Here is a 23,172-nt window from a genome sequence, read left to right on the forward strand (position 1 = left end):
ATTACCTTTTATTACTTTTATTACTTAAATTATTTTTCTGAAAAAATTGAGTTGATTTCGTCTTGAATTTGATGCACGCTATCGAGCGCAGATTTTTGTCTTTTTGCAGCATCATCATTCGAAGCATTTGCCTGATTAAGAAGATTTTTCGCATCATCACATAACTGTTGAATTTCTTGCTTACTAAAACCGCTTCCACGCAACATTCGCATCCAAGAATGTAAGGATTGCAGCACCAATTCTCCAGTATCAATGCGAAGTATGTTCACATTATTCTGCTTCGATATTTTTATAAGATTCTGCAAATGATTCACATACTGTTTATACGTTTCTTCATTTGGAGCATCTGTACTAACATCAACAAGGCGAGCGTAGCAATCAGAAATAGCAACATAAGCCTTAAACATGCTTGCTTTATTACTTGCTTTCTTGTGTGCTTCGTGCGCTTGATTTTTCACTAAATCGGATTTGGAAGTTGCCAATGCGTCAACAAACCAAGCCCTTGCCACTCGCATGCGCGAAAGTCTTTCCACATTCGCAACTTTTCCAGAAAATCCCGCAAAATAGTACCAATACGCTTTACCAATATCGCCAGAAATACTTGCCCAATCGTTTCTATTTGAACGCAGCTGATGATCATACTTGCTTATTAAGCTCATAAAATCACGCTCCTCCCCCGCACTCCACTGCTGATCCGCAAGTTGCGAGCGCAGCAAAACGCGCAAAGGCCTAAAAGACATTTGTCGAACGTAATTCTTTTGCAACATGCTATTTTGGATTTGCATAGCGCGCGAAATATAGCGTTTAGCGGAATCAGATCTGCTTTCACGTTCTGCCATACGTATAAGAGAATCGTAATCTGTTTTATTTTTCTTTATTAACTTCAGGCGACTTATTTTCGCTTCTGCGCTTAAAGTTTTGTCTGCCGTCTTAACTGCTGCATTGCTGCTGAAAATAGGCAGGCAATTGAATAATACAACCACAAAAAATAGCAGCAATACGGATATGCCTGCAGTTTTTACAGGAGTGCTAATCTGCGCACTACTCTTAAGCCTCTTCGTAGAAGATGCTTGACTTTTGCGCCTGCTAATAACAGAATTTTTATTCTTTAATGAAGTTCGACTGCTTCTGGAGCCGCATGACTCTAACGCAGAAAGCATCTCTTCGCAATCTTTATACCTGTGCGAAGGATTAGAAGTTGTTGCGAGTGCAATAACAGATACTAGATTCTCAAACAATTCACGATTTTCGTGCCTTACAGTTAGCGTTTGCAAACCTGCTTTAGAAGCATCGCTAGGAAATAACGCGTATCTTAATGTCATTGCAAGAGCATAAACGTCACTAGCAGGGGTTATTTCCTCACTACCATCTAAAACTTCAGGCGCCGAAAAACGTGGAGTTGCAAAACGTAAATCCGATTTTTCAAAACTTCGCATACTATCAGATTTAAAATCAGCAGCTTCTTCGCGAGTATACAGTTTACTTGCAGCACCAAAGTCAATTAGGCGAACTGTTCCGTCTTGCGAAATAATAACGTTTGAAGGTTTAAGATCACCATAAATAATTGGAGGATAATGAGAGTGCAAGTAAGCTAAAACCGAACATAATTGCACTCCCCAGTTTTTAACCGTTGAAGGGCTTTGTAAACCTTCTTCGTCAACAATTGATTTAAGAGAACGTCCTTTTACATAATCTCGTACGGCATAAGCTCGACCATTTTCTTCAAAAAAATCGACGATTCTAGGTATTGCTGGATGATCGCACTCTTTTAATACATCAACTTCAGCGCGTAAAGACTGGACTATATTTTTGCGATACGATTCATCACCTTGAAGCAAGGTTTCTTTTACAGCCCACTGTTTGTGCAGCACAGTATCAACCGCAAGAAATACGGTTGAAGTACCACCGCAACCCAGCTCTCCTAGTAACTGGTATCGCCCTCCTACACAAACCATCGTCAATCCTCGCAATCTAAATAATGTAAATTGCTCGGCGAAATTTGGTTAATTTACTGAGCAATTAAATTACAATTGCGACTACTGTATCGATAATTTTGTGCGTAAAAAAGCTTTTTTACCTATTGTGGTTAAAAGCTTAGAATCCTACAAAATACTTGGATTAATTAGTCAATATCCGCACCAAGCGCAAGAAGTTTTCCGCGAAAATCAGCGTAACCGCGATCAATTAGCGAAATACCGCGAACATTAGACGGACCTTTAGCAGTAAGAGCTGCAATCAAGTGGCTAAAACCACCTCGCAAATCCGGAACGTCAATATCTTGGCCAGTTAATGGAGTAGGTCCAAAAATCACAGCGGAATGCTTGTAATTGCGCTGCTGGAAGCGGCAAGGAAGAGAACCCAAGCATTCACGATACAGCTGAACCATAGCACCCATTTGAACAAGAGGCTTAGTGAAACCAAAACGATTCTCGTACACCGTTTCATGCACAATACTCAAGCCCTTCGCCTGAGTAAGCGCAACAACAAGCGGCTGCTGCCAATCCGTCATAAAACCAGGATGCACGTCGGTTTCAATAGCAACAGGATGCAAATCCCCACCCGGATGCCAGAATCTAATACCTTTATCCGTAACGTCGAATTGTCCACCAACTTTGCGGAATACGTTTAAGAAAGTCATCATTTCCGGCTGAGTTGCGCCCTTAATAAACACGTCTCCGTGAGTAGCAAGAGCCGCCGAAGCCCAAGAAGCAGCTTCAATTCGATCGGTTAGTGAAGTATGCGTATAGCCTTGTAACTCTTTTACGCCTTCAATTCGGAAAGTGCGATCAACATCAACGGAAATAATCGCACCCATTTTTTGCAAAACAGCTACCAAATCCATAATTTCAGGCTCAATTGCAGCGCCGGAAAGCTCAGTTCGACCTTCTGCAAGAACTGCTGCAAGTAAAGTCTGCTCTGTTGCTCCAACAGAAGGATACGGCAGATGAATTTTAGTGCCATGCAAACCGTTAGGCGCAGTAATATGAATGCCATCTTCATGGTCTTTATCTACATCAGCACCAAGCTTTCGCAAGGTTTCCAAATGAAAATCAATTGGGCGACCGCCAATGTTACAGCCTCCAAGCGCTGGAATAAACGCTTCTCCAAGACGGTGAAGAAGAGGACCAGAAAAAAGAATAGGAATACGCGAAGAGCCGGAAAGAGTATCGACGTCTGCAACATCTGCAAGCTGAACTTTTGTTGCGTCGATTGTAACAATTCCTTCCGAACCATTTACGTCTACAGAAACACCATGCAAGCGCAATAAATCCGAAACAACATGCACGTCACGAATTTCTGGAACATTTTTAAGCACAGACTTTCCAGGTGCTAAAAGAGCAGCAACCATTGCCTTGCTTACAAAATTCTTCGCACCACGCACTTTAATAGTGCCATTAAGCGGCTTACCACCTTCTACGTGCAACACGTCTGCAGCATCAATGCCACTATTGTTGTTCTGTTCAGCCGTATTATGTGCGGACACGTTTACCTCTTTCGTTCGCGCTAAAAAACTACTAACTATCATACCGGCATACTTGCCAACGCGCTCAGATATATTGCTTAATAAAATCCTAAATCCGCTAAACTCACATTTTAATGGGTTTGATGCTGACGCCATCTGCGAATTAACTTAGTTAGCAATGATGGTTTTCGCAATAAATCAACCTCAGGTAAATCATGCTCAGATTCTGCGGTAAGACCATACGTATAAGCCTTTTTAGTTGATGGTTTGCCAACAAGATTGCCAAATTCTAGCATTTGCGTGCGCGGTTCAAATGGGTGGCGAATATCAAATTCAAGCAAACGCACACCACGCTTTGCAGGCTCCGGGCCATATGAACCAAATCCACAAGTAGGAGTTGCAATAAGAAGCATATTCTTTTCAGGCTCTTTACCAGCAAAAGCATTTAGATGATCGTGGCCTGCAACAACAGCAAACGCGCCAACTTTAGCTAAAAGCTCAAACTCGCCGCTGTCTACATCTGGGCAACTAATACCCTCGCCCAAATAGCCGTCCGGAAGAACACGATTCTCGTCAAGAGCGTAGTAACGCCCAGAAAAAGTACGATACCCTTCAATTGCACTTTCTTGTGCAGCAGAATCTTTAGAAACCTCACGAAGAACGCGATAATACTGTTGCAAAGGAAAATGCTGAAACACGCAGAAGCGAGGCGGCAAAGAATCCGGCAGCTTTTCTACAAAATTAAGAGCCTTTTTAGAAGGCTGACCGTAGCCGCCAGATTGAGAATAATCTCCTGAATCTATTAAAACGATTGAAAAAACAACATTTTCTTGACTTTCGTCCATAACTGGAAGAGCGAAAGTACCAGGCTCACAAGGAAGTATAATCTGCTTTGGCAAAATACAATTCGTTGACTGCATTGCGCTTGATGAAGACGTAGAGTTAGAAACGCGATTCATGCAGCAGGAAAATTCACGATACAGTGAGTCAAGCTCCTCGTTACTTAAGCCACACTGAAAATCATGATTACCATATGTTACAACCCATGGAATTTTACGCTTCTCTAATGGTTCAACTAAGCGAGATATTCCGTTTTTAACCTGCTGAAATAGCTGCTTCCTATCACAGTCAGACATATTTTCTGGCTTCTGCCAACGTCTGCGCGTAAAAGTGCTCGAAAAAACTTTTTCGTAGCCAGCAATTTGATTACCTGTAAACACAACCAAATCGGGGCGCACAGTGCTGCAAGCAGATTCGATTAGTCGAATAGTATCCGACGACACTTTAGGAACATCTTGAACATCTGCACATTGAAGTACGCGAAACTTACCAGAAAGATGGAACTGTAAGCGCCCCAATCGCGCCGAAATCGATAAAGGAAGCTCTGCATTTGCAGTAACTTCAGATTGTGCAGAATCACTCATACTTCAAGCATACGGCAGATACGAAACGACTCACTAAATTTTTTGCAGTGTTTTCAAAAATTCGCTAATTCTTGTAAAACTCGGTTTGCTTGCAAAAATGGTTGAGATCAGAAAAACTCGCTACTACCAACGAAAACGAGTGAAAACTGATGGGAAACAGGTGGGAAACAGGAAAAATCAGCAAAAATCAGCAAAATAGTTACAAATTCACAGGAAACTTACAGGCAATCGCATTATTGCACTCAGCATAAGGTGTTTATTATAGATATATCAAAAGGAAAACGAACTACAAACAAGTAGTTACGAAACCTTAAAGAACTTAACCTCTCTTCTTCTCTTTTCTCTAACCCCGGTCACGCACCGGGGTTTTTGATTTTTTGACTGCCGAAGCGATGCGATCGACCAAAATAGCGAGGACGTGAGTAGTTTATGCCGCTGCTGATGCAATACGCAGAAATACAGATAGATAACAAAAAAGCCCTCGTTCTACGAGAGCTATTCGCTGGGGTACCTGGACTCGAACCAAGAATGGATGAACCAGAATCACCTGTGTTGCCAATTACACCATACCCCAATTGGCAGGCTTCGCGGCTCTTGGAACCGTTCCGTCTTCGTACCCCCGACCGGATTTGAACCGGTGTTGGCGCCGTGAGAGGGCGTAGTCCTAGACCGCTAGACGACGGGGGCTTTCATTTATCAGCTACGCCTCTTGACGCAACAAATAGCGACTTTACAACATAAAGCAAATACTTGCAACCGCGGCGTGTCGAAAATATATTAAGCATAAAACAAATAAAAAGGCGGAAATGCAGCAATAATGCCACACTCCCGCCTTATTCAAATTTTATTTGCGCTTATAAATTATTTGCGATTTACAAGTGCTCGCGCAATCCAGCCAAACGCGCCAAAGTCACGTCTTTGCCCACGATTTCCATGGACTCAAACAGTGGAGGAGAAACGCGACGGCCAGAAAGTGCCACGCGCACAGGGCCAAACGCCAAGCGCGGCTTGTAACCAGCTTCCTCAACAAGCTTCTTGTTCAAAAGCTCATGCAAGGAATCAGTATGCCAATCAGAAGCATCAACGTCCTTCAAGGCAGCGAGCGCAGCGTCAAGAACCTCTCCTGCGGACTCCTTCAACTGCTTACGAGCGTCATCATCTGGAGCAATGTAGCCATCTTCACTAAGAAGACTTCCAACCATTCCAGCAACCTCACCAAGCAAACGCACGCGAGGCTGCACGAGTGGAGCTGCAGCTGTGAGAACTTCACGCTCGCGGTCAGTTAATGCATCCCAATTATCCGCGCTAACTACGTCATCCTTATGCAAGTAAGGCACGGAACGGTTCAAGAAATCTTGAGGCTCAAGCATGCGAATATGCTCAGCGTTAATCGAAATTGCTTTATCCAAGTCAAAGTGTGCAGGATTTGCCTTAACATCGCGCACATCGAACTTTTCAACCATCTCGTCCATAGTGAACACGTCACGATCCGGCGCAATAGACCATCCAAGCAAAGCCAAGTAATTCAGCAAGCCTTCTGGAATAAAGCCGTTATCCCTATGCAAGAACAAGTTGGACTCTGGATCTCGCTTAGAAAGCTTCTTCTTACCTTCGCCCATAACGTAAGGCATATGGCCGTAAAGTGGAGTTTCCTTAGCAATACCCATTTCCATAAGGTAACGGTAAAGCACAATCTGGCGAGGTGTGGAGCTAAGAATATCTTCACCGCGCAAAACCACGTTCACGTCCATTAAAGCGTCATCAACAGGGTTCGTAAGCGTGTAAAGCGGATCGCCATTCGGGCGCACAATCACATAATCTGGAACAGATCCAGCTTTAAAGGTGATTTCGCCACGAATTAAATCGTTAAAAGTAATGTCTTCATTTGGCATCTTCAAGCGAAGCGCAGGCTTGCGGCCTTCCGCACGGAAAGCTTGCTTCTGCTCTTCCGTAAGATTGCGATCGTAACCATCGTAACCAAACTCAGCTGGACGGCCAGCAGCAATATTACGCTCCTTAATTTCTTCAGGAGTAGAGAAGGATTCGTAAGCGTATCCTGCTTCAAAAAGCTTTTGTGCTACGTCTTTATAAATTTCCATGCGCTGGGACTGGCGGTACGGGCCGTTGTCTCCGCCAACATCAATGCCCTCATCCCAATCAATATTAAGCCAACGAAGAGCCTCAATAATCTGCTGGTAGCTTTCTTCGCTATCGCGCTCATTATCGGTATCTTCAATGCGGAACAGCAATTTGCCGTGAGTATGGCGAGCCTCTGCCCAATTAAACAGCGCGGTACGAACCATACCCACGTGAGGTGTGCCAGTTGGCGAAGGGCAAAAACGCACACGAACATTCTTTGGAAGTTCAGGCTTTGCGGATTTTGCTGCAACTTGCGCAGCGTTTTGAGTTTCCTCTGTATCAGTCATAGATTCCATTGTGCCGCGCGTTACGGACGGATTGCATCAGTCCAAAGCTTGCGTAGATTCCTTATTTCCCTCTACATGCGCAAATTTTGCTGCCAATGCTTCGCGAGATTTACGATCGTCTTCTTCTTTTGCAAGCTTCTTAGCAACTTCTGGATCCCACAGCACGTCTTCACGATGCTTTTGCCATTCCGCAGCCAACAAAGGCGCCGCAAAATTAATTAAAGCGCTAATACTATTTTCGTTACTTTCGTTACTTTCGTTACTTTCGTTACTTTCATTGCAATCTACTTGCGAATTGCGCACGTAATCAACAAGTTCACGCCACTGAGTATCTTTAAACATCATGCGAGGCACGCCAGCGCACTCGCATACTTCGTTAATATAAAGGAAAATCGGTAAAGTTTCTTTAATATCACTAGTTTTTGAAACTAGCTTGATAAGAATACACAAAACCAGAATAATTTTTTGCGACTCTACAGATTCCCTGTATTCAAAGGATTGCTTTTTTGCGTATTCGATAGCGTTTTGTAAATCTTCAGCAACCCAATTTCCTTGTACTCCCAACGTATCTGCAGCGCTATTAATTGCATCAGCATCCGCAGAAGAGTGATAGGCAAGTTTATTAAAAATAGTTTCTATATTATTGACGTTATTATTGACGTCGTTTTCTAAAATTTCTGCTTCCGCTTCGTCATAATTAGGCTCATAGCACGAATCCATTGCATCGTAGGCGTCCGCAGCCGAAAGCAAAGCGTCAACAATTTCTTGCGGTCTGCCCGGAATCTCGTCCGCACCTTCGTACACAAATTCAGCATCCGGAACGGTCACGTCAAGATTCGTTAGCATTCGCGCTATTGCTCGCATTGAGCGCACTTCCAGATTTTCCGCGTATTTTGCGTCGTTATCAAGGTGACGAGCTTCTGTTAATGGCCACAATGCTGTCAAATTTGCGGCGGATTGAGCTGCGTTATTTAGATTTTTTATGGTTTCGATTTCCACTTTTTCAATTCCCACGTTTTCGATTCCTATTGTTCCATTAGAAGCTACCATCGAACGCTCCTTTACATTCGCAGCTTTTACTTCTACTTAACGTTTGCTGCAGGATCTACATACGTAATAGAAAGTACGCGCAAAGTCTTGCAATCGTAAGTAATAGAAGTAATTGACGCCAATGCTGTGTGGCGAAGAAGCATATTGTGCTCAGCATGGCCAGTTTCCAGCAGGTGACGATAAGACCAAATCGGCGACTCATGTGTTACAGCCACAATTTGCTCACCAGGATGCTTACGAACCTGCTCGCGTGCAAAATCACCAACGCGAGTAGCAATACTGCGGTAGCTTTCTCCCCAACTTGGCTTCCACAAATTTGCAACAAGCTTCCAGTTATTGTTTTTCCACAACGCACCTTCACCGTAGCCGATTCTTTTCCCTCGGAAATTATTGCCAGCTTCAATCAAACGCTTATCTAAAATAATGTCGCTTTCATGAGATTGAACCGAAGATTGCGCAGAAGATTTTACAGAAGATTGCGAAGAATCCTCACCGCAGTGTGCTTTTACGTAGCAAGAATCAGGAATAGCACGCAAAGCATCCTCAATTTCGCGCGCTGTTTCGCGAGTGCGATCAAGAGGAGACGAGTATATTGCACTAATTCCTCGCATTTGCGGAACTGTTGCAATATATTGCGCCGTAGCTCTTGCCATTCGCACACCTCGCGCAGAAAGATGAAATCCCGGCAGGCGCTCGTACAGCACATGATTCGGATTATCTACTTCCCCATGACGCACAAAATGAATTGTTGTAGCCGGCATTCCTAACTCCTACTTTTACTTCCAACCTTTTGGCGTATGATTTAGCGACCATTCGCCCAAGCGATGCGCAAAACTTGTATCTTCTTCAGCTACGTAACCCGGCTTTTTGGATTTAGTGTCGTCAAGCAGCCACTTACGAATCACAAAATTCCACACTGCCACAACAACCGTCGCAATTAACTTACCAATATTCGTTCTAAGCACGTATATTGCAGTTTTGCTCATAGCCGCTGTCATTCCAAAAGTACTAGCCCAAATAATCGCATCGTTAATAAGCAATCCAATAACTGCAGAAATAACGAAAATCAGCAGCTCCATCCAACGAGCCATGTCTTCGCGGTGCTTAAACACGTATTTCATGCTCGCAATATAGTTAAAAATAAGCGAAATAATAAACGAAATAGTGCCAGCAACCACGTTATTTACGTGCACAAGCAGCAACAAATTCAGCAGCGCAACGTCAATAATCAACGCAATAATGCCGACAATACCGAATTTCACAACCTGTTCAATAAGCTTTTTCATACATTCCATTAAACACGCGACGGCTAACAATTAACATATAATTGTTACGTAATAAAACTTACTAAATTTAGCAAGGGAGCAATTATGCCAGTTATTCACACTCATGTTTCTGTAAGCACAACACCTGCCCAGCGCGACGCATTAAAAGAAGCTTACGGCAGAGCAATTAACGCCGTTCCAGGCAAAAGTGAGCATTGGCTTATGTGCCCATTCGAGGACAATATGCCGATTTATTTTGCAGGAGACGATTCCAAGCCTGCAGCTTACGTTGAGGTGAACGTGTTTGGTTCCAGCGTACCTGAGTCTGCTTGGGAAAAGTTGACTCAGCAGATTATGGCAGCTTTGGAGAACGAGCTTGGCGTGCCACAGGATCGCACTTATATTCGCTACACCGCAACCACTGACTGGGGTTGGAACGGCAGCAACTTCTAAATAAAAAACTGCAGAATATATAAACTACTTCTTAAGAGGAGCTGCCCCAACCGATTCACGCACGATGAGGGCAGTTCCTAGTTTTTTATGCGAAACAGGCAAAGATTCTTCATTAAAACGTATTTGATCAATCAAACTTTCTGCAGCCAAGCGTCCTTTTGAAGTAATTGGCTGATGAACCGTAGTCAATCTAGGCGTGCAAATTGTAGATAAAGGCAAATCGTCATAACCCGTAATGGAAAGATCTTCAGGAACGCGTAATCCTTGCTGTTGAGCTGCCCCAAGCACACCCAACGCAATGATGTCACTAAACGACACAATCGCAGTAGGCCTATATTCGAGACTAGTATCATTCCACATTTTGTTGAAAACATCAGCCCCACCCTGATATGTGCAAGGCGTTTCTATAACGGTAATTTCTTTATCTTCAGGTGACAAGTTATGCTTTTTAAGCGCACGCACAACACTTGCCATGCGCCTACCAACTATTCCTTGCCATCCAGGATAATCAGTATGCGATTTCGTTTCAATTGCTGCAATACCAATATTCCTATGGCCTAAATCAATGAGTCTATCTACTAAATCTTCAAAATCATGCTCATCGTCGACTTCTACAGTTGGAACGTTAATAGGTTGAGCAGGATCAACAATTACTACCGGAACGTGCTTATTCAAAATTTCAACAACTTCTGCACGCTCAGCTTCCAAGCCGCAAATTATAAAACCACTTACTGCAGCTGTAGGAATAGCTTTTAACATTGAACCTCTTAGCGGAGGAACAAGCATCAAAGTGTAGCCTTCTGACTGGCAAACCTGCCCAATGCCTTGAATCAAAAGTGAATAATAAGGATTTTGCAAAATAGTATCAATACCTTGCGGCAGCAACAAGCCCAACGCATTCGAAGAATTCGTGCGCAATGCTCTAGCTGTTGCACTTCGCACATATCCCATTTCTTCAGCAGTTTGCATAATATGCTCAACCGTCGCCTCAGACAGTTTTGACGGATCATTATATGCAAAAGATACTGCAGACTTGGAAACATTAGCTTTCTTTGCAACATCCTTAATAGTCACTCTACGAACATTCATAGCTTCCCTACTGCTTCACCTTCATACAATATAATGGATTTTTCGCCCATACGGTATTGATTACCTATTATACTTGGCACACCAAATAGCGCACGATCCATACGCACTGGCAAATCATCACAATTGATGTAAGCTCCAGATCCTCGATGCACTAAACATAAGCATGCACGCCCTGAAGGCAAAGTACGAGTGATACACACAGTATGTTTTCCCAAAGCAGCTACATGCTGCCTTCCATATTGTAGAGCAGCATTTTCTCTACGTAGACGCATTAATTTGCAAACTGTTTTACGAACAGATAAATTCCAATCATTCTTATTCCAAATCATAGGAGCGCGGCAACCCGGATCATTTTCTCCTTCCATGCCATTTTCATCGCCGTAATACACCATAGGAGCACCATCAGCAGCGAATAGCAAAGCGTAAGCTAAATTCTCAGCGTCTTCAGCAGGTGTATCCCAAGCATATTCATGAGCCTTTGTGCGCGTAAGCAAGCGCTCAGTATCATGACTACCAAGCAAATTCAACATACAAGAGCGATGCTCTTCCGGAATATCGTTATACAAAGCATTCATGCCATCTGCAAAATCATAAGCATCCAAAGTTTCATCAGCGCAAAAACCTAGGACTAAATCACGAACAGTATAATTCATGGTTCCATCCATAAGTTCAGGAGTAAGCCATTGAGAAGGGTTACGCCATTCTTCAGCTACTAAGTATTTATCATCTCCAAAAGATTTCACTATATTATGGAAACCTTTCCAAAATGTTTTATTGACGAAATATGGAACATCTAAACGCCAACCATCAATACCACGATTTAACCAATATTTAGCAACGTTATAGTGATGTCTACGCACTTCTGGATTATACACATTCCATTTTGGCAAATAGTAGCAGCCTGAACATGTTTTATAATTCGGTTCCGGATGAGACACTACAGGAAATCCCTCTACCGAAAACCAATTAACATATTGTGATTGTTCACCGTTGCGAACAACATCTTGGAAAGCCCAATGACCTATTCCACAATGATTAAATACGCCATCTAAAACTACACGAATCTGCAATTCATGAGCACGTTTAATAAATTCATCAAAATCTGAGTCATTGCCAAGTCGAGAATCAATTTTGAAATAATCAGTAGCATCATAACGATGATTCGTATCTGCTTGGAAAATTGGGGTAAGATACAGAGCATTTATACCCATATCCGCAAGATATGGAAGATGTTTACTAATACCTTGCAAATCACCACCGAAAAAATTATCTCTAGTTGGAGATTTATCCCATGATTCTACAGGATTAGGGTTAATAGAAGCATTTGCATTTGCGAAGCGCTCCGGAAAAATTTGATAAAATACGCTTGATTTTACCCACTCAGGTTGCATGACTTGTTCCTAACAAATAATTAATTTTACAAATTACGAAAGTTTTATCACTTCTTCAATCTTTAAGACCAGTAGAAGCTATTCCTCGTTCAAGAGCTTTTTGGAAGAAGAAGAAAATAATAATTGATGGTAACGTTGACGTCAAAGTTCCAGCCATTAAATAATTCCATGACGTACCATAACGCCCAACAAAACCACTTAATCCGATTTGTATAGTACGCATTTCTTCAGCATTTGTAACCAACAGAGGCCACAGGAAATCATTCCACGCAAATAGGAATGAGAACACACCAAGAGTTGCAAGAGCTGGCTTAGAAAGCGGCAGAATAACTTTAATAAAAATACCAAGACTTGAACATCCATCAATTCGTGCAGCTTCATCAAGTTCACGCGGGATAGTACTAAAATGCTGACGCAGCAAAATAATGCCAAATACATCAGCCAAACGAGGAACCGTTAACGCTGCCATAGTATCAATCCAACGCAGCTGAGCAATAATACCGTACATAGGTATAACAGTTACGAAGGCTGGAACCATGAATGCAGAAAGCAGAAGCACAAATAATATTTTCTTTCCAGGAAACTCTAATCGCGCAAAAGCAAAAGCTGCCATAGCGTCGAACGCAAGATGACCAACTACAATAATTGCCGACATAATCAAGCTATTAATATAATAATTTGCAAACGGAGCACTTTGCCAAGCATGCAAATAGTTTTCCCAATGCCACGATGTTGGAATCACTGACTGAACGGCATACGTCTCAGCTTTTGTTTGCAACGACGTTGTAAACATCCACATAAATGGAATGAGTACTGAGGCTGCACCAACAATTAGTACAATATGTCGAGCAAGATGCAACGAACGCAATCTCGTAAAGACCTTACTTATTTTCTGCATTACTTACCTTCCATTGCACAAGAGTTACGATAAGAACTAACACCAGCGATGCTATCGCGATTGCTGTGCCATAACCGAAATTGCCTAACCTAAATGCTTGACGATACATAAACATTCCTAGTACGTCAGTGCCTCCTCGAGGACCGCCTTCAGTAAACACATAAATTAAATCAAATGATTGGAAACTGCTAATCAGCGCTTGAACAACCACGAAGAATGTCATTGGTCTCAACAGAGGAACTGTAATATAACGCAGCTGTTGCCAGCTCGTAGCACCATCAAGACTTGCCGCTTCATAAGTCGACTTAGAAAGAGATTGCAAAGCAGTCAAATATAGAATGATATTAAAACCTAAGTTCTTCCAAACTGTAAGAAATATAGTAGCAAATAATGCTAGCCACTTATCGTGGAGCCAGTCGGGTCCTGAAATACCGAGGGATGAGAGTACCGAATTTACAAGACCCGATGGATCCAGCATATATTTCCATACAATTGCTACAGCCACCGAGGAGGTAACGACAGGAAGGAAATATATGGTGCGATACAATCCGCGAGCGCGAATTGGCGCATCTAGTAATACCGCAAAAATCAAACCGGAAACAACCGATAACACAGCTACGCCAAACGCATATATAACAGTCACAGTTAAACTATTCCAAAATTCTGGATCTTGAGATAGTTTTACATAATTCTTCAATCCAATAAAATCTGGATTTGCAGAAAAACCGTTCCAATTCGTTAAGCTCGTGTAGGCTGCAGAAATAATTGGATAAAAAGTGAAGATGACGAGAATCACTAATCCAGGAAGCAATAATCCCCATGCTGTGAGAATTTGCTCCCATTTTCCTACAGTTTTATGATCATTTCGCATCAGCTTGCTACTGCCAACTTTTACGTTGTCAATAGTAGCTGGCTGCTTATTTTTTAGCTGTGCTATCGGATTACGCATGACTACTTACCTTGCGCTATTACGTCGTTGACTGCTTTTTCTGCATTCTTTAATGCAGTATCAACATTTACTTCGCCAGAAAATGCTTTTTCCATTTCTTTTGCGAATGCCAACGAAATCTGTGGATATAGTTTGGTGTTCGGGCGAGTATGAGCAGTTGCCATTTGTTCAATGTATGGCAGCAAGCGAGGCTCTTTCTTCTCAACCCAAGAACGATACTCTGCGTTGCTAGCTGCACTCTTTGTTGCAGGCAGGAAGCCGGTAGATTCACACCAATCAAGAACTTGTTTATCTTGCAAGAACCAAGTCACAAATTCAGCAGCGGCTTTTACTTTTGCATCATCATTATTAAATAGCATTGCCTGTTCTCCGCCAAGGTTGGTAGATGGCTTACCACCTTCAGGGGTTGGCAATGGCGCTGCAGCAAAATCAAACGGCGGATCAGCAGCCCAAATACCTACCATCCATGAACCTTCCTGTGCAGAACCACCTTGACCTTTTTCAAACTTGCCCCATCCAGCATATGGGCTCACTCCACTTTTAATAAGATCCATCCAGAAGTTTGCAGCTTTCTTACCTGCAGGAGTGTTAAATGCTGCAGCAGAGTTATCTTTCTTTAAGAATTCGCCACCGGCTTGCCAAAGATTGACTTGGAAGTTCCAAGTAAGAGCCTCACCGCTGTCTCCTGCTTCAGTTGGCAAATCGTAACCTGGAAGACCAGTCTTATCCTTAATCTGCTTTGCCATTTGCTTTAATTCATCCCAAGTTTTTGGCGGCTTATCTGGATCTAAACCAGCCTTCTTAAATACTGTGCGATTGTACATATACGCAAGATTATTGGCTGACATTGGAACGGATACTAAGTGACCATCAATTGAGCCGAAATTCTTTAATGCTGGGTTAATATTGTCAATTACTTCAGGCTTGAGAAGATTTTTTAAGTCTGCAGATTTGCCAATTTGCGCCATTTGAGGCATCCAAATCAAATCACCTATTGCCATATCAGGCAAAGTATTTGACGTAGCAGATGCGCGTAATTTTGTTAAGAAATCAGCATTAGGAACATTCGTAGTTTTAATCTCAATGTTCTTATGCGAAGCATTAAATGCTTTTACTTTTTTATCGAAAGCATCTGCATTAGCACCATCCCAGTAGTGCCAAACAGAAACGGTTGTTTTACCTTGAGTATTACTTGTAGAGCTTGTGCCGCCACCGCATGCAGTAAGAGACAGCGCAGCAGCGAGCATCATAGAGATTGCTCCAAACTTTTTTAGTTTCAACATCGTTGTTCTTCCTTAGAAATATTTAGAGAAACTTAGGTTCTTGGACATACCGCCCAATGAATCATTTGATATATAGCAACGCCAGACTTCTGCTGCAAACAGCGTCGTTTACTCCTTTCACTCATGAACAACCACTTTTGCTAATGCCTCAGCATCGAGCATTAGACGCGTGCATTTTTGTATCTTGCTTTACTGGCTAAGCGAGAATTACTTTAGATTGCACATTATTTTGTTCGTTATTGAAATATACTAAATCGTTCCAATAAATAAGTCAAGTGCGCGTTTTATACAAAAATCGCCATATCTTGTTACGTAAAATACGCATCAAAATATGGCGATTATTATAACTTTTACGCGACTCTACAAAACTTTAGGATTGCTCACTAAAATTAGGTTCGTCAGCAGTAGACTTAGCAGATACAGCGAAGTCAGCAGACTCGTTAAACTCAGCATCGCTTGAAGAATAGTCATCGCTACTAGCAACACTGCCTTCAAGATTTGGGCCAGCAGCTACACGAGCCACTTCTTCCATACCTTTGTTGTCACATAAAACCATGCGAACATAGCCAACAACAAATCCAACAACAGCAGGGCAAACCCAAGCCATGCCAAATTCCGAGAACGGCAGCCAGTTTTGAGCAACAATCAACATATCGTTCATATGCAATGCGTTGCGCAAAGCTGTTGGCAAACTATTCAAAAAGTCAAATACAGCTGCAACGCCAGTAAAACCAAGCGTCCAAGCGTACACGACTTTGGAATTTCCAAAAAGTCGACCGCACAAAGCCAAAAGAATCAATACGATTGACAGTGGATACAAGAACATCAATACTGGAACCGCATATTCGATGATTGCGCTCAAACCAAAGTTTGCAAGACCAAACGAAACAAGCGTAATCAACACAGCCCAAACTCTGTAGCTAGGACCCTTAGGGAATAATTTAGAGAAGGTTTCCGAGCAGCTTACGATTAAGCCAACCGCAGTTTTTAAGCAGGCAAGCGTTACAGTTGCAGCAAGCACAAACAAGCCAGCATTTCCAAGATGGTAGCGTGCAACTTGCGCCAAAGTTACGCCACCATTTTCCGCAGGTGGGAACAGAGCGCGGCTACGCACACCAACAATAACAATCGCAACGTAAATCACTGCCATAAGCAAGCAGCTAAAGAAACCAGAACGAGCAGTATTTACTGCCACATCTTTAGGATCTTTGACACCAAACTGACGAATGGTGCTAACAACCACAATTCCAAATGCCAAGCTAGCTAAAGCATCCATTGTGTTATAACCATCTAAGAATCCTGTAAAGAATGACTTATTAACGTAATTTCCCATAGGAGCAGCATCCGCAGAAGCGCCGCTTACAGGAGAAAATAGTGCAGTAAACACCAAAACCGCTAGGAACACAAGGAAGATTGGCGTAAGAACTTTACCAACCCACGTAAGTATTCCGCTTGGCTTCATAGCAAAGAAGAACGCAAGCGCAAAGAACACTACGGAGAACAAGAATAAGTAAAGCTGACCGTTTCCATCTTGTGGAATAACGCGCTCTAAGCCAACAGTGTATGAAGTTGTTGCGCAGCGCGGAATTGCAAAGAACGGGCCAATAGTTAAATACAGCACACAAGTGAAGAACATGCCGTACTTTTTGCTAGCTTTGCTCGAAAGCTCAAAAAGACCGTTTGCGCGGCTCATTGCAAGAGCCGTGACGCCTAACAACGGCAAACCAACGCCAGTAACAATAAAACCTAATGCTGCAGGCGCAGAATTGTTGCCCGCGTTAGCACCAAGAAATACTGGGAAAATCAGGTTTCCAGCGCCAAAGAACATGCCAAACAACATGACCGCCACGTACGCGGATTCAATAATTGTCAAGTTCCTTTTTTTCGGGGCACTGTCTGTGCTGACACTTTGTGTTGTGACGCTCATGCTTACACCTCCTATATGGTGAAAATTGTTTAAGCATATTATTCAGCTAAATCCCTGACTTTATTGTGGATTTAAAGCGAAAATAATATTAGGGGGTATCTTAATAAATCACATGTACTTAATCAGCATAAATTTACAATCTCGCGCGTGTCTTCTAATCAAAAATAAATAGGACGCTGGCATATTACCAACGTCCTATGTAATCAAAAAATGCTATATATTTTTGCTCTAAATCTTATATAAAATAAGCAAAATCACATCTTTTCTGGTGCAGAAACACCAAGTAAATCAAGACCAGCTGCAATAACTGTGCGCACAGCAGCGTTAAGCTTTAAACGAGCTGCAGCACGAGCTGGCTCTGGGCACTTTGCAATGCGAACTGCTTCGCGCTCAGCTTCTGGCAAACGATCTTCTGGGTCGCTTAACTCCATTGGCACCACGCGCTCAAGGTTGTACCACTTGTGGTAGCTTGCAGCCAAATCCTCAAGATAATGCGCAACGCGGTGAGGAGCGCGCAAATCGCCAGCTTGTGCAAGAGCTGCAGGCCATTGCGCCAAAGCAGCCAACACTTCGCCGTCAGCCTCGGTATTAAGCAAGCTCAAATCAGCGCCATCTTGCGTAATTCCAGCATCTGCCGCGTTACGAGCCACATTGCAACTGCGCGCGTGAGCGTATTGCACGTAGTACACAGGATTATCGTTGCTGTGAGAAGCGAGCAAGTCCAAATCAATATCAACGCTTGTGTTGTAGTCGGTGCGCGCAAGCGAATAACGCGAAGCGTCAACGCCAATTGCATCAACTAAATCGTCAATCGTAATAACGTTTCCAGCACGCTTGCTCATGCGCACAGGTTTTCCGTCTTTCATAACGTTTACAAGCTGACCAATAAGAATCTGCATGTTTTCGCCCGGCTTGTCTCCAAAAGCCGCGCACATTGCCATCATTCGGCCAATATAGCCGTGATGATCCGCGCCAAGCATGTAGATTGCCACGTCTGCAGGATTCTGCTCACGGTGACGCTTGTTGCGGTAGTACGCAATATCTGCAGCAAAGTAAGCGTAGTTTCCGTCGGACTTAATAATTACGCGATCCTTGTCGTCGCCATGCTTAGTGGATTCAAACCAAGTTGCGCCATCTTTTTCGAAAATATCTCCACGCTCACGCAAGTCCGCAATAGCACGCTCAACTTCGCCATCCTCGTACAGGCTGTTTTCGTGGAACCACACGTCGAAACTAACGCGAAAATCGCGCATTGACTTGCGAATTTCGGCAAACATCATTGGCACTGCGCTCTTGCGGAACTCTTCGCGCTGCTCGGAATCACCTTCGCCAAGTGGCAAACCTTCCTCGTCTTTTCCAAGATCAATTCTTGGCAAAGAAAGAACATCAACGCCGTCTGCTTGTGCTTCTTTTATAACAGCATCCGCGATTTCGTTAATATACGCGCCTTTGTAGCCGTCTGCAGGAGTTTCTTCTCCGTGAGCTGCAGCAACTAAAGACTTTGCAAAACGATTGATTTGCTCGCCATGATCGTTGAAGTAGTATTCGCGCACAACTTTTGCGCCGTTCGCTTCCAAGACTCGAGCCATGGAATCGCCAACTGCCGCCCAGCGCGTGCCACCAATATGAATTGGTCCAGTTGGGTTTGCAGAAACAAACTCAAGATTTAAAGTTTTGCCACCCAAGTGCGCATTTTTACCAAAATTAGCACCCTGCTTTAAGACTTCGTCAACAACAGCCGCTGCAGACGCAGAATCAAGCGTTATGTTAATAAAGCCAGGGCCTGCCACTTCTACAGACGCAATACCTTGCGCTTCTTGCAAACGCTCAGCAAAAAGTTCCGACAAATCGTGAGGCTTCATACCAGCTTTTTTCGCAAGTTGCATAGCAACATTCGTAGCCCAATCGCCGTGTGCGCGATCTTTTGGTCGCATTACCGCAAGTTTTTCGGCTGCAGGAATCAAATCTTCTGTTAGACTGCCAGCTTTACCATTTTCTACTAAATCTTTAGCGATTTTTTCAATTAATTCACTTAAGCTTTCTGGATTCATGGTTTACAGTCTAGCGTTACCGCGCGATGCTTTGAGATTATAGCGCATTGAATTGCATTATTCTGAATGTAAGGTAATATATGTTTTACATGTTTTACATTGGAGATTAGGAATGGCTGCAACAATTACAGGATTAAGAGTACCCTCTAACGTTTTAGATCGTTATAATCAGCTCGCTAAAAGCACTCACCGCACTCGTTCATTTTACATGAATCAAGCACTAGAGGCTCAAATCGATGAACTTGAACATGAATATGGTCTAATGGCAGATATTGAAGCATATAAACGTGGGGAATTAGAAACATCTCCACTCGACGACGTGGTGAAGCGCCTTGGCTTGGAAGATTAATTTATCTAAAAGAGCTGAAAAACAGCTGGGCAAAATTGACAAAACAATTGCTAAGCAAATCGTTAAGGAACTTCGCGAAATTAGCAATCTCGACAATCCTCGAATCAGAGGCAAAGCGCTAACTGGCAACTATTCGGGGTTTTGGAGATATAGAGTAAGGGATTACAGAATAATTTGTGCGATTGAAAATAATGTACTGACCGTTTTTGTTGTGGATATTGATCATCGTAGCAGAATTTATAACAAGTGATTATTCTTAAGTGCTTAAATACACAAAAAGCGCTGGAGTCGAAGATTGACTTCCAGCGCTTTTGTTTTGCAATTAGTTATTTTCGATTACTTGCGTTTACTTCTTTTTTGCAGGAGCTTCGCCAAGTTCGCTTTGAGCAACAGAGACGTTCACGTTAGCTGCATCAGATTCTGCAGAATCTTCAGCAGATTCAGTATCAGCAGCAACTGCAGCCTTAACAGAGTTAATCTTTACTTCTCCAGTAACGCGACCAGCTTCAGCAACGTCATCCAAAGTCTCCTCAACAGCCTTGTAAGCATTTTCTGTAACGTTCAAAGTCACTTGCAAAATAGGAGTCTTCATAGAAACTTTTGCTTCGGACTTAATCTTGCGCAAAGTAGCCAAAGCTTCACCTGCGTAAGCCAAAGTATCTGCAGAAACACCGTTTGCAGCGGCCTCGTAAGCCTTAGCGCATGGCCAGCTTGCACGATGCACAGAGCCTTCGCCGTCATGCATCCAGCTCCACACTTCTTCAGTAGCGTAAGGCAAGTAAGGAGCAAGCAAGCGAGCCAAAGCGTCTAGTGCAAGTCCAAGAGTTGTACGAGCAGACTTTACAGCAGCTTCACTTGGAGTGCGTCCAGTAGATTCTGCAGTACCGTAAGCACGATTCTTTGCAAGCTCAATGTAATCGTCGCAGAATTCCCAGAAGAAGGTTTCGATTGCTTCCAAAGCCTTAGAATGCTCGTAAGATTCAAGCGCATCAGTTGCGGTACGAATAACGGATGCAAGCTTTGCCATAACAGAGCGATCCAAAACTTCCGTAACGTCTGCAAAATCCCAATCCGCGCTGGCAGACTCAAGAACCTGATGTTCCTCGTCTTCGCGGCCAATTGCGAGCGCAAACTTTGTAGCGTTCAAAAGCTTAATAGCAAGGCGACGACCAATCTTCATCTGGCCTTCGTCGTAAGTTGCATCCAATCCGAGCTTTGCAGAAGTTGCCCAATAACGCACAGCATCTGCACCAAACTCTTCGATTGGCTTGTTTGGCACAACAACGTTGCCCTTAGATTTAGACATCTTCTTGTGATCAGGATCAAGAATCCAGCCAGAAAGCGCAGCATGCTTCCAAGGCAAGCAGCCGTTTTCAAGATGCGCGCGGTCAACCGTACTAAACAGCCAAGTACGAATAATATCCTGGCCTTGTGGACGCAAATCCATTGGGAAAGTAGCCTTAAACAAAGCTTGATTTTCCTCACCTGGCTCTTCCCAACGGGTCACAATTTGTGGAGTTAAGGAAGATGTTGCCCAAGTGTCCATAATGTCTTGCTCAGCAGTAAAGCCGTTTGGCTGGTTACGCTGAGATTCATCGAATCCTTCTGGCACATCGATAGTTGGGTCGATTGGCAAACGGTCTTCGCTAGGAGTCAGAGGATGCTCGTAATCCACTTCCCCATTTTCGTTTACTGGGTACCAAAGTGGGAATGGAACGCCGAAGAAGCGCTGGCGAGAAATAAGCCAGTCACCATTCAAGCCGTGAACCCAATTCTCGTAGCGCACGCGCATAAAGTCTGGGTGGAAATTAAGTTCTTTGCCGCGCTCAATAAGCTCAGCGTTCAGCTTTTCGTCTGTGCCACCGTTCTTTAAGTACCATTGGCGAGAAGTGACGATTTCCAAAGGCTTATCGCCCTTTTCGTAGAAGTTCGTCATACGCTTTGTTGGCTTTGGTTCGCCTTCCATATCTCCAGCAGCTTGCAAAGCTTCAACAACTTCCTTGCGAGCAGAGAAAGTGGTTTTACCAGCAATTTTCTCGAACATTTCGCGGCCGGACTCGTCCGTAATCCAATCAGGAGTGGTCATAACGATGCGGCCGTTGCGCTGAATGATTGGTCGAGTTGGCAAACTCAAGTCACGCCACCACTCAACGTCGGTTACATCACCGAAAGTGCAGCACATTGCAATGCCAGCACCCTTGTCCATTTGAGCAGCAGAATGAGCCAAAATCGGAACCTTCACCTTAAATAGCGGTGAGTAAACTTCCTGACCAAAGTACTTCTTGTAGCGCTCATCTTCTGGATTTGCAATCAAAGATGTGCAAGCAGCAAGTAATTCTGGGCGCGTAGTTTCAATATAAATTGGCGTACCATCTTCGAAACGGAACGCAATCTTATGGTAGAAACCAGGATATTCGCGCGATTCAAGCTCAGCCTGAGCAACAGCAGTCTGGAATGTAACATCCCACAAGCCTGGAGCATCTTTCTGATATGCTTCTCCGCGAGCAAGATTGCGCAAGAATGCTTTTTGTGCAACTCGGCGAGGCTGCTCGCCAATCGTGTGGTAAGTTTGCGACCAGTCCACAGAAAGACCGAGCCTACGCCACAAAGCTTCAAACAGCTTCTCATCTTGAGAAGTTAAGCGTTCGCAAAGCTCAATAAAGTTCTGTCGGCTTACAGGAACCTGATCTTTTGCTTCAATCTTCTTACCTTCAGTGCCTTCAAAAGGCGGCTTAAAATCAGGATCATATTTAAGCGAAGTGTCTACGCGCACGCCGTAATAGTTTTGAACGCGGCGCTCTGTTGGCAAGCCGTTATCATCCCAACCCATTGGGTAGAACACGTCAAAGCCTTGCATTCTCTTATAACGCGCAATCACATCCGTATGCGTGTAAGAAAATACGTGACCTACGTGCAAGTGGCCACTAACTGTTGGAGGTGGAGTATCAATAGAATATACGGCCTTGCGGTCGCGGGAATTGTGGAAAGCGTAAGTCTTGGCTTCTTCCCAATTATTACGCCACTTGTCTTCAAGACCATCAACACCAACCTTGTTAGGCAATGGTGTTAAATGTGCGTGTTTTACTGCGTTATTATCCTGTTCACTCATGAACTGAATATTAGAAACTCAGTTCGACAACGCAAATCTTACGCT

General features: G+C 43.4%; 18 protein-coding genes and 2 tRNA genes. 3 read left to right on the forward strand and 17 right to left on the reverse strand.

Annotated features, from left to right (window positions below; all coding sequences use genetic code 11):
• Window positions 1-29: 29 nt before the first annotated feature.
• From ACLD6A_RS04860 to ACLD6A_RS04900, 9 genes are all read right to left on the reverse strand, one after another.
• Window positions 30-1,955 carry a serine/threonine protein kinase gene (locus ACLD6A_RS04860; protein WP_019260685.1) on the reverse strand — a complete coding sequence of 642 codons (1,926 nt, stop codon included), beginning with the start codon at window positions 1,953-1,955 and terminating at the stop codon, window positions 30-32.
• A gap of 167 nt (window positions 1,956-2,122) precedes the next feature.
• Window positions 2,123-3,484: a UDP-N-acetylglucosamine 1-carboxyvinyltransferase gene (murA, locus tag ACLD6A_RS04865; RefSeq protein ID WP_029600013.1), complete on the reverse strand. Its 1,362-nt coding sequence runs from the start codon at window positions 3,482-3,484 to the stop codon at window positions 2,123-2,125.
• A 110-nt stretch (window positions 3,485-3,594) separates the two neighbouring features.
• Window positions 3,595-4,887: a metallophosphoesterase gene (locus ACLD6A_RS04870; protein WP_019260683.1), complete on the reverse strand. Its 1,293-nt coding sequence runs from the start codon at window positions 4,885-4,887 to the stop codon at window positions 3,595-3,597.
• A gap of 502 nt (window positions 4,888-5,389) precedes the next feature.
• A tRNA-Gln gene (locus ACLD6A_RS04875) sits at window positions 5,390-5,461 on the reverse strand.
• Window positions 5,462-5,501: 40 nt separating this feature from the next.
• Window positions 5,502-5,574 (reverse strand) — tRNA-Glu (locus ACLD6A_RS04880).
• A gap of 185 nt (window positions 5,575-5,759) precedes the next feature.
• Window positions 5,760-7,322 (reverse strand): glutamate--tRNA ligase, encoded by a 1,563-nt coding sequence (gene gltX, locus ACLD6A_RS04885; protein ID WP_410313739.1) that lies wholly within the window; start codon window positions 7,320-7,322, stop codon window positions 5,760-5,762.
• 27 nt (window positions 7,323-7,349) lie between these two features.
• Window positions 7,350-8,363 (reverse strand): hypothetical protein, encoded by a 1,014-nt coding sequence (locus ACLD6A_RS04890; RefSeq protein WP_410313740.1) that lies wholly within the window; start codon window positions 8,361-8,363, stop codon window positions 7,350-7,352.
• A 32-nt stretch (window positions 8,364-8,395) separates the two neighbouring features.
• On the reverse strand, window positions 8,396-9,124 hold the full coding sequence (locus ACLD6A_RS04895; RefSeq protein ID WP_004134185.1) for a histidine phosphatase family protein: 729 nt from the start codon (window positions 9,122-9,124) through the stop codon (window positions 8,396-8,398).
• Between the two features lie 15 nt (window positions 9,125-9,139).
• The gene (locus tag ACLD6A_RS04900; protein ID WP_410313741.1) at window positions 9,140-9,649 is read right to left on the reverse strand and encodes a GtrA family protein; all 510 of its coding nucleotides are present in this window, start codon (window positions 9,647-9,649) and stop codon (window positions 9,140-9,142) included.
• Window positions 9,650-9,733: 84 nt separating this feature from the next.
• Between ACLD6A_RS04900 and ACLD6A_RS04905 the strand changes: the two genes are divergently transcribed.
• Window positions 9,734-10,081: a phenylpyruvate tautomerase MIF-related protein gene (locus ACLD6A_RS04905; protein ID WP_410313742.1), complete on the forward strand. Its 348-nt coding sequence runs from the start codon at window positions 9,734-9,736 to the stop codon at window positions 10,079-10,081.
• A gap of 24 nt (window positions 10,082-10,105) precedes the next feature.
• Here the strand turns inward: ACLD6A_RS04905 and ACLD6A_RS04910 are convergent, their stop codons facing one another.
• The 7 genes from ACLD6A_RS04910 to argS all read right to left on the reverse strand — a co-directional run bounded on the left by ACLD6A_RS04910 (window position 10,106) and on the right by argS (window position 19,669).
• Window positions 10,106-11,170: a LacI family DNA-binding transcriptional regulator gene (locus ACLD6A_RS04910; protein WP_019260677.1), complete on the reverse strand. Its 1,065-nt coding sequence runs from the start codon at window positions 11,168-11,170 to the stop codon at window positions 10,106-10,108.
• Window positions 11,167-12,561, reverse strand: a complete 1,395-nt coding sequence (locus ACLD6A_RS04915; protein ID WP_410313743.1) for a glycoside hydrolase family 13 protein — start codon at window positions 12,559-12,561, stop codon at window positions 11,167-11,169. The genes ACLD6A_RS04910 and ACLD6A_RS04915 overlap by 4 nt, the downstream gene beginning before the upstream one ends.
• A gap of 55 nt (window positions 12,562-12,616) precedes the next feature.
• Window positions 12,617-13,459 carry a carbohydrate ABC transporter permease gene (locus tag ACLD6A_RS04920; protein WP_004134175.1) on the reverse strand — a complete coding sequence of 281 codons (843 nt, stop codon included), beginning with the start codon at window positions 13,457-13,459 and terminating at the stop codon, window positions 12,617-12,619.
• Complete coding sequence (locus tag ACLD6A_RS04925; RefSeq protein WP_004134174.1) at window positions 13,443-14,408, reverse strand: carbohydrate ABC transporter permease; 966 nt, start codon at window positions 14,406-14,408, stop codon at window positions 13,443-13,445. Before ACLD6A_RS04925 ends, ACLD6A_RS04920 begins: the two co-directional genes overlap by 17 nt.
• A gap of 2 nt (window positions 14,409-14,410) precedes the next feature.
• On the reverse strand, window positions 14,411-15,691 hold the full coding sequence (locus tag ACLD6A_RS04930; RefSeq protein ID WP_004134171.1) for an ABC transporter substrate-binding protein: 1,281 nt from the start codon (window positions 15,689-15,691) through the stop codon (window positions 14,411-14,413).
• 370 nt (window positions 15,692-16,061) lie between these two features.
• Complete coding sequence (gene brnQ, locus ACLD6A_RS04935) at window positions 16,062-17,618, reverse strand: branched-chain amino acid transport system II carrier protein (protein ID WP_155114929.1); 1,557 nt, start codon at window positions 17,616-17,618, stop codon at window positions 16,062-16,064.
• Between the two features lie 254 nt (window positions 17,619-17,872).
• Entirely contained in the window at window positions 17,873-19,669 is a 1,797-nt protein-coding gene (gene argS, locus ACLD6A_RS04940; protein ID WP_410313744.1) for an arginine--tRNA ligase, read from the reverse strand.
• A gap of 112 nt (window positions 19,670-19,781) precedes the next feature.
• Between argS and ACLD6A_RS04945 the strand changes: the two genes are divergently transcribed.
• On the forward strand, window positions 19,782-20,018 hold the full coding sequence (locus ACLD6A_RS04945) for an antitoxin (protein WP_375169132.1): 237 nt from the start codon (window positions 19,782-19,784) through the stop codon (window positions 20,016-20,018).
• Complete coding sequence (locus tag ACLD6A_RS04950; protein WP_004134163.1) at window positions 20,002-20,268, forward strand: type II toxin-antitoxin system RelE family toxin; 267 nt, start codon at window positions 20,002-20,004, stop codon at window positions 20,266-20,268. The genes ACLD6A_RS04945 and ACLD6A_RS04950 overlap by 17 nt, the downstream gene beginning before the upstream one ends.
• A gap of 96 nt (window positions 20,269-20,364) precedes the next feature.
• Here the strand turns inward: ACLD6A_RS04950 and valS are convergent, their stop codons facing one another.
• On the reverse strand, window positions 20,365-23,127 hold the full coding sequence (gene valS, locus ACLD6A_RS04955) for a valine--tRNA ligase (RefSeq protein ID WP_410313745.1): 2,763 nt from the start codon (window positions 23,125-23,127) through the stop codon (window positions 20,365-20,367).
• Window positions 23,128-23,172: the final 45 nt, after the last annotated feature.

It is taken from the genome of Gardnerella sp. Marseille-Q9691 (assembly GCF_046507715.1).
In the GTDB taxonomy this organism is placed as follows: Bacteria; Actinomycetota; Actinomycetes; order Actinomycetales; family Bifidobacteriaceae; genus Bifidobacterium; species Bifidobacterium greenwoodii.

What these genes read in the sequence shown, in the direction of transcription:
- ACLD6A_RS04915 (WP_410313743.1), bottom strand. Translation starts at nt 12,561, where the DNA reads ATGCAACCTGAGTGGGTAAAATCAAGCGTATTTTATCAAATTTTTCCG.
- ACLD6A_RS04890 (WP_410313740.1), bottom strand. Translation starts at nt 8,363, where the DNA reads ATGGTAGCTTCTAATGGAACAATAGGAATCGAAAACGTGGGAATTGAA.
- ACLD6A_RS04905 (WP_410313742.1), top strand. Translation starts at nt 9,734, where the DNA reads ATGCCAGTTATTCACACTCATGTTTCTGTAAGCACAACACCTGCCCAG.
- brnQ (WP_155114929.1), bottom strand. Translation starts at nt 17,618, where the DNA reads ATGAGCGTCACAACACAAAGTGTCAGCACAGACAGTGCCCCGAAAAAA.
- argS (WP_410313744.1), bottom strand. Translation starts at nt 19,669, where the DNA reads ATGAATCCAGAAAGCTTAAGTGAATTAATTGAAAAAATCGCTAAAGAT.
- ACLD6A_RS04870 (WP_019260683.1), bottom strand. Translation starts at nt 4,887, where the DNA reads ATGAGTGATTCTGCACAATCTGAAGTTACTGCAAATGCAGAGCTTCCT.
- ACLD6A_RS04900 (WP_410313741.1), bottom strand. Translation starts at nt 9,649, where the DNA reads ATGAAAAAGCTTATTGAACAGGTTGTGAAATTCGGTATTGTCGGCATT.
- ACLD6A_RS04895 (WP_004134185.1), bottom strand. Translation starts at nt 9,124, where the DNA reads ATGCCGGCTACAACAATTCATTTTGTGCGTCATGGGGAAGTAGATAAT.
- ACLD6A_RS04920 (WP_004134175.1), bottom strand. Translation starts at nt 13,459, where the DNA reads ATGCAGAAAATAAGTAAGGTCTTTACGAGATTGCGTTCGTTGCATCTT.
- gltX (WP_410313739.1), bottom strand. Translation starts at nt 7,322, where the DNA reads ATGGAATCTATGACTGATACAGAGGAAACTCAAAACGCTGCGCAAGTT.
- ACLD6A_RS04930 (WP_004134171.1), bottom strand. Translation starts at nt 15,691, where the DNA reads ATGTTGAAACTAAAAAAGTTTGGAGCAATCTCTATGATGCTCGCTGCT.
- ACLD6A_RS04925 (WP_004134174.1), bottom strand. Translation starts at nt 14,408, where the DNA reads ATGCGTAATCCGATAGCACAGCTAAAAAATAAGCAGCCAGCTACTATT.
- valS (WP_410313745.1), bottom strand. Translation starts at nt 23,127, where the DNA reads ATGAGTGAACAGGATAATAACGCAGTAAAACACGCACATTTAACACCA.
- ACLD6A_RS04860 (WP_019260685.1), bottom strand. Translation starts at nt 1,955, where the DNA reads ATGGTTTGTGTAGGAGGGCGATACCAGTTACTAGGAGAGCTGGGTTGC.
- ACLD6A_RS04910 (WP_019260677.1), bottom strand. Translation starts at nt 11,170, where the DNA reads ATGAATGTTCGTAGAGTGACTATTAAGGATGTTGCAAAGAAAGCTAAT.
- ACLD6A_RS04945 (WP_375169132.1), top strand. Translation starts at nt 19,782, where the DNA reads ATGGCTGCAACAATTACAGGATTAAGAGTACCCTCTAACGTTTTAGAT.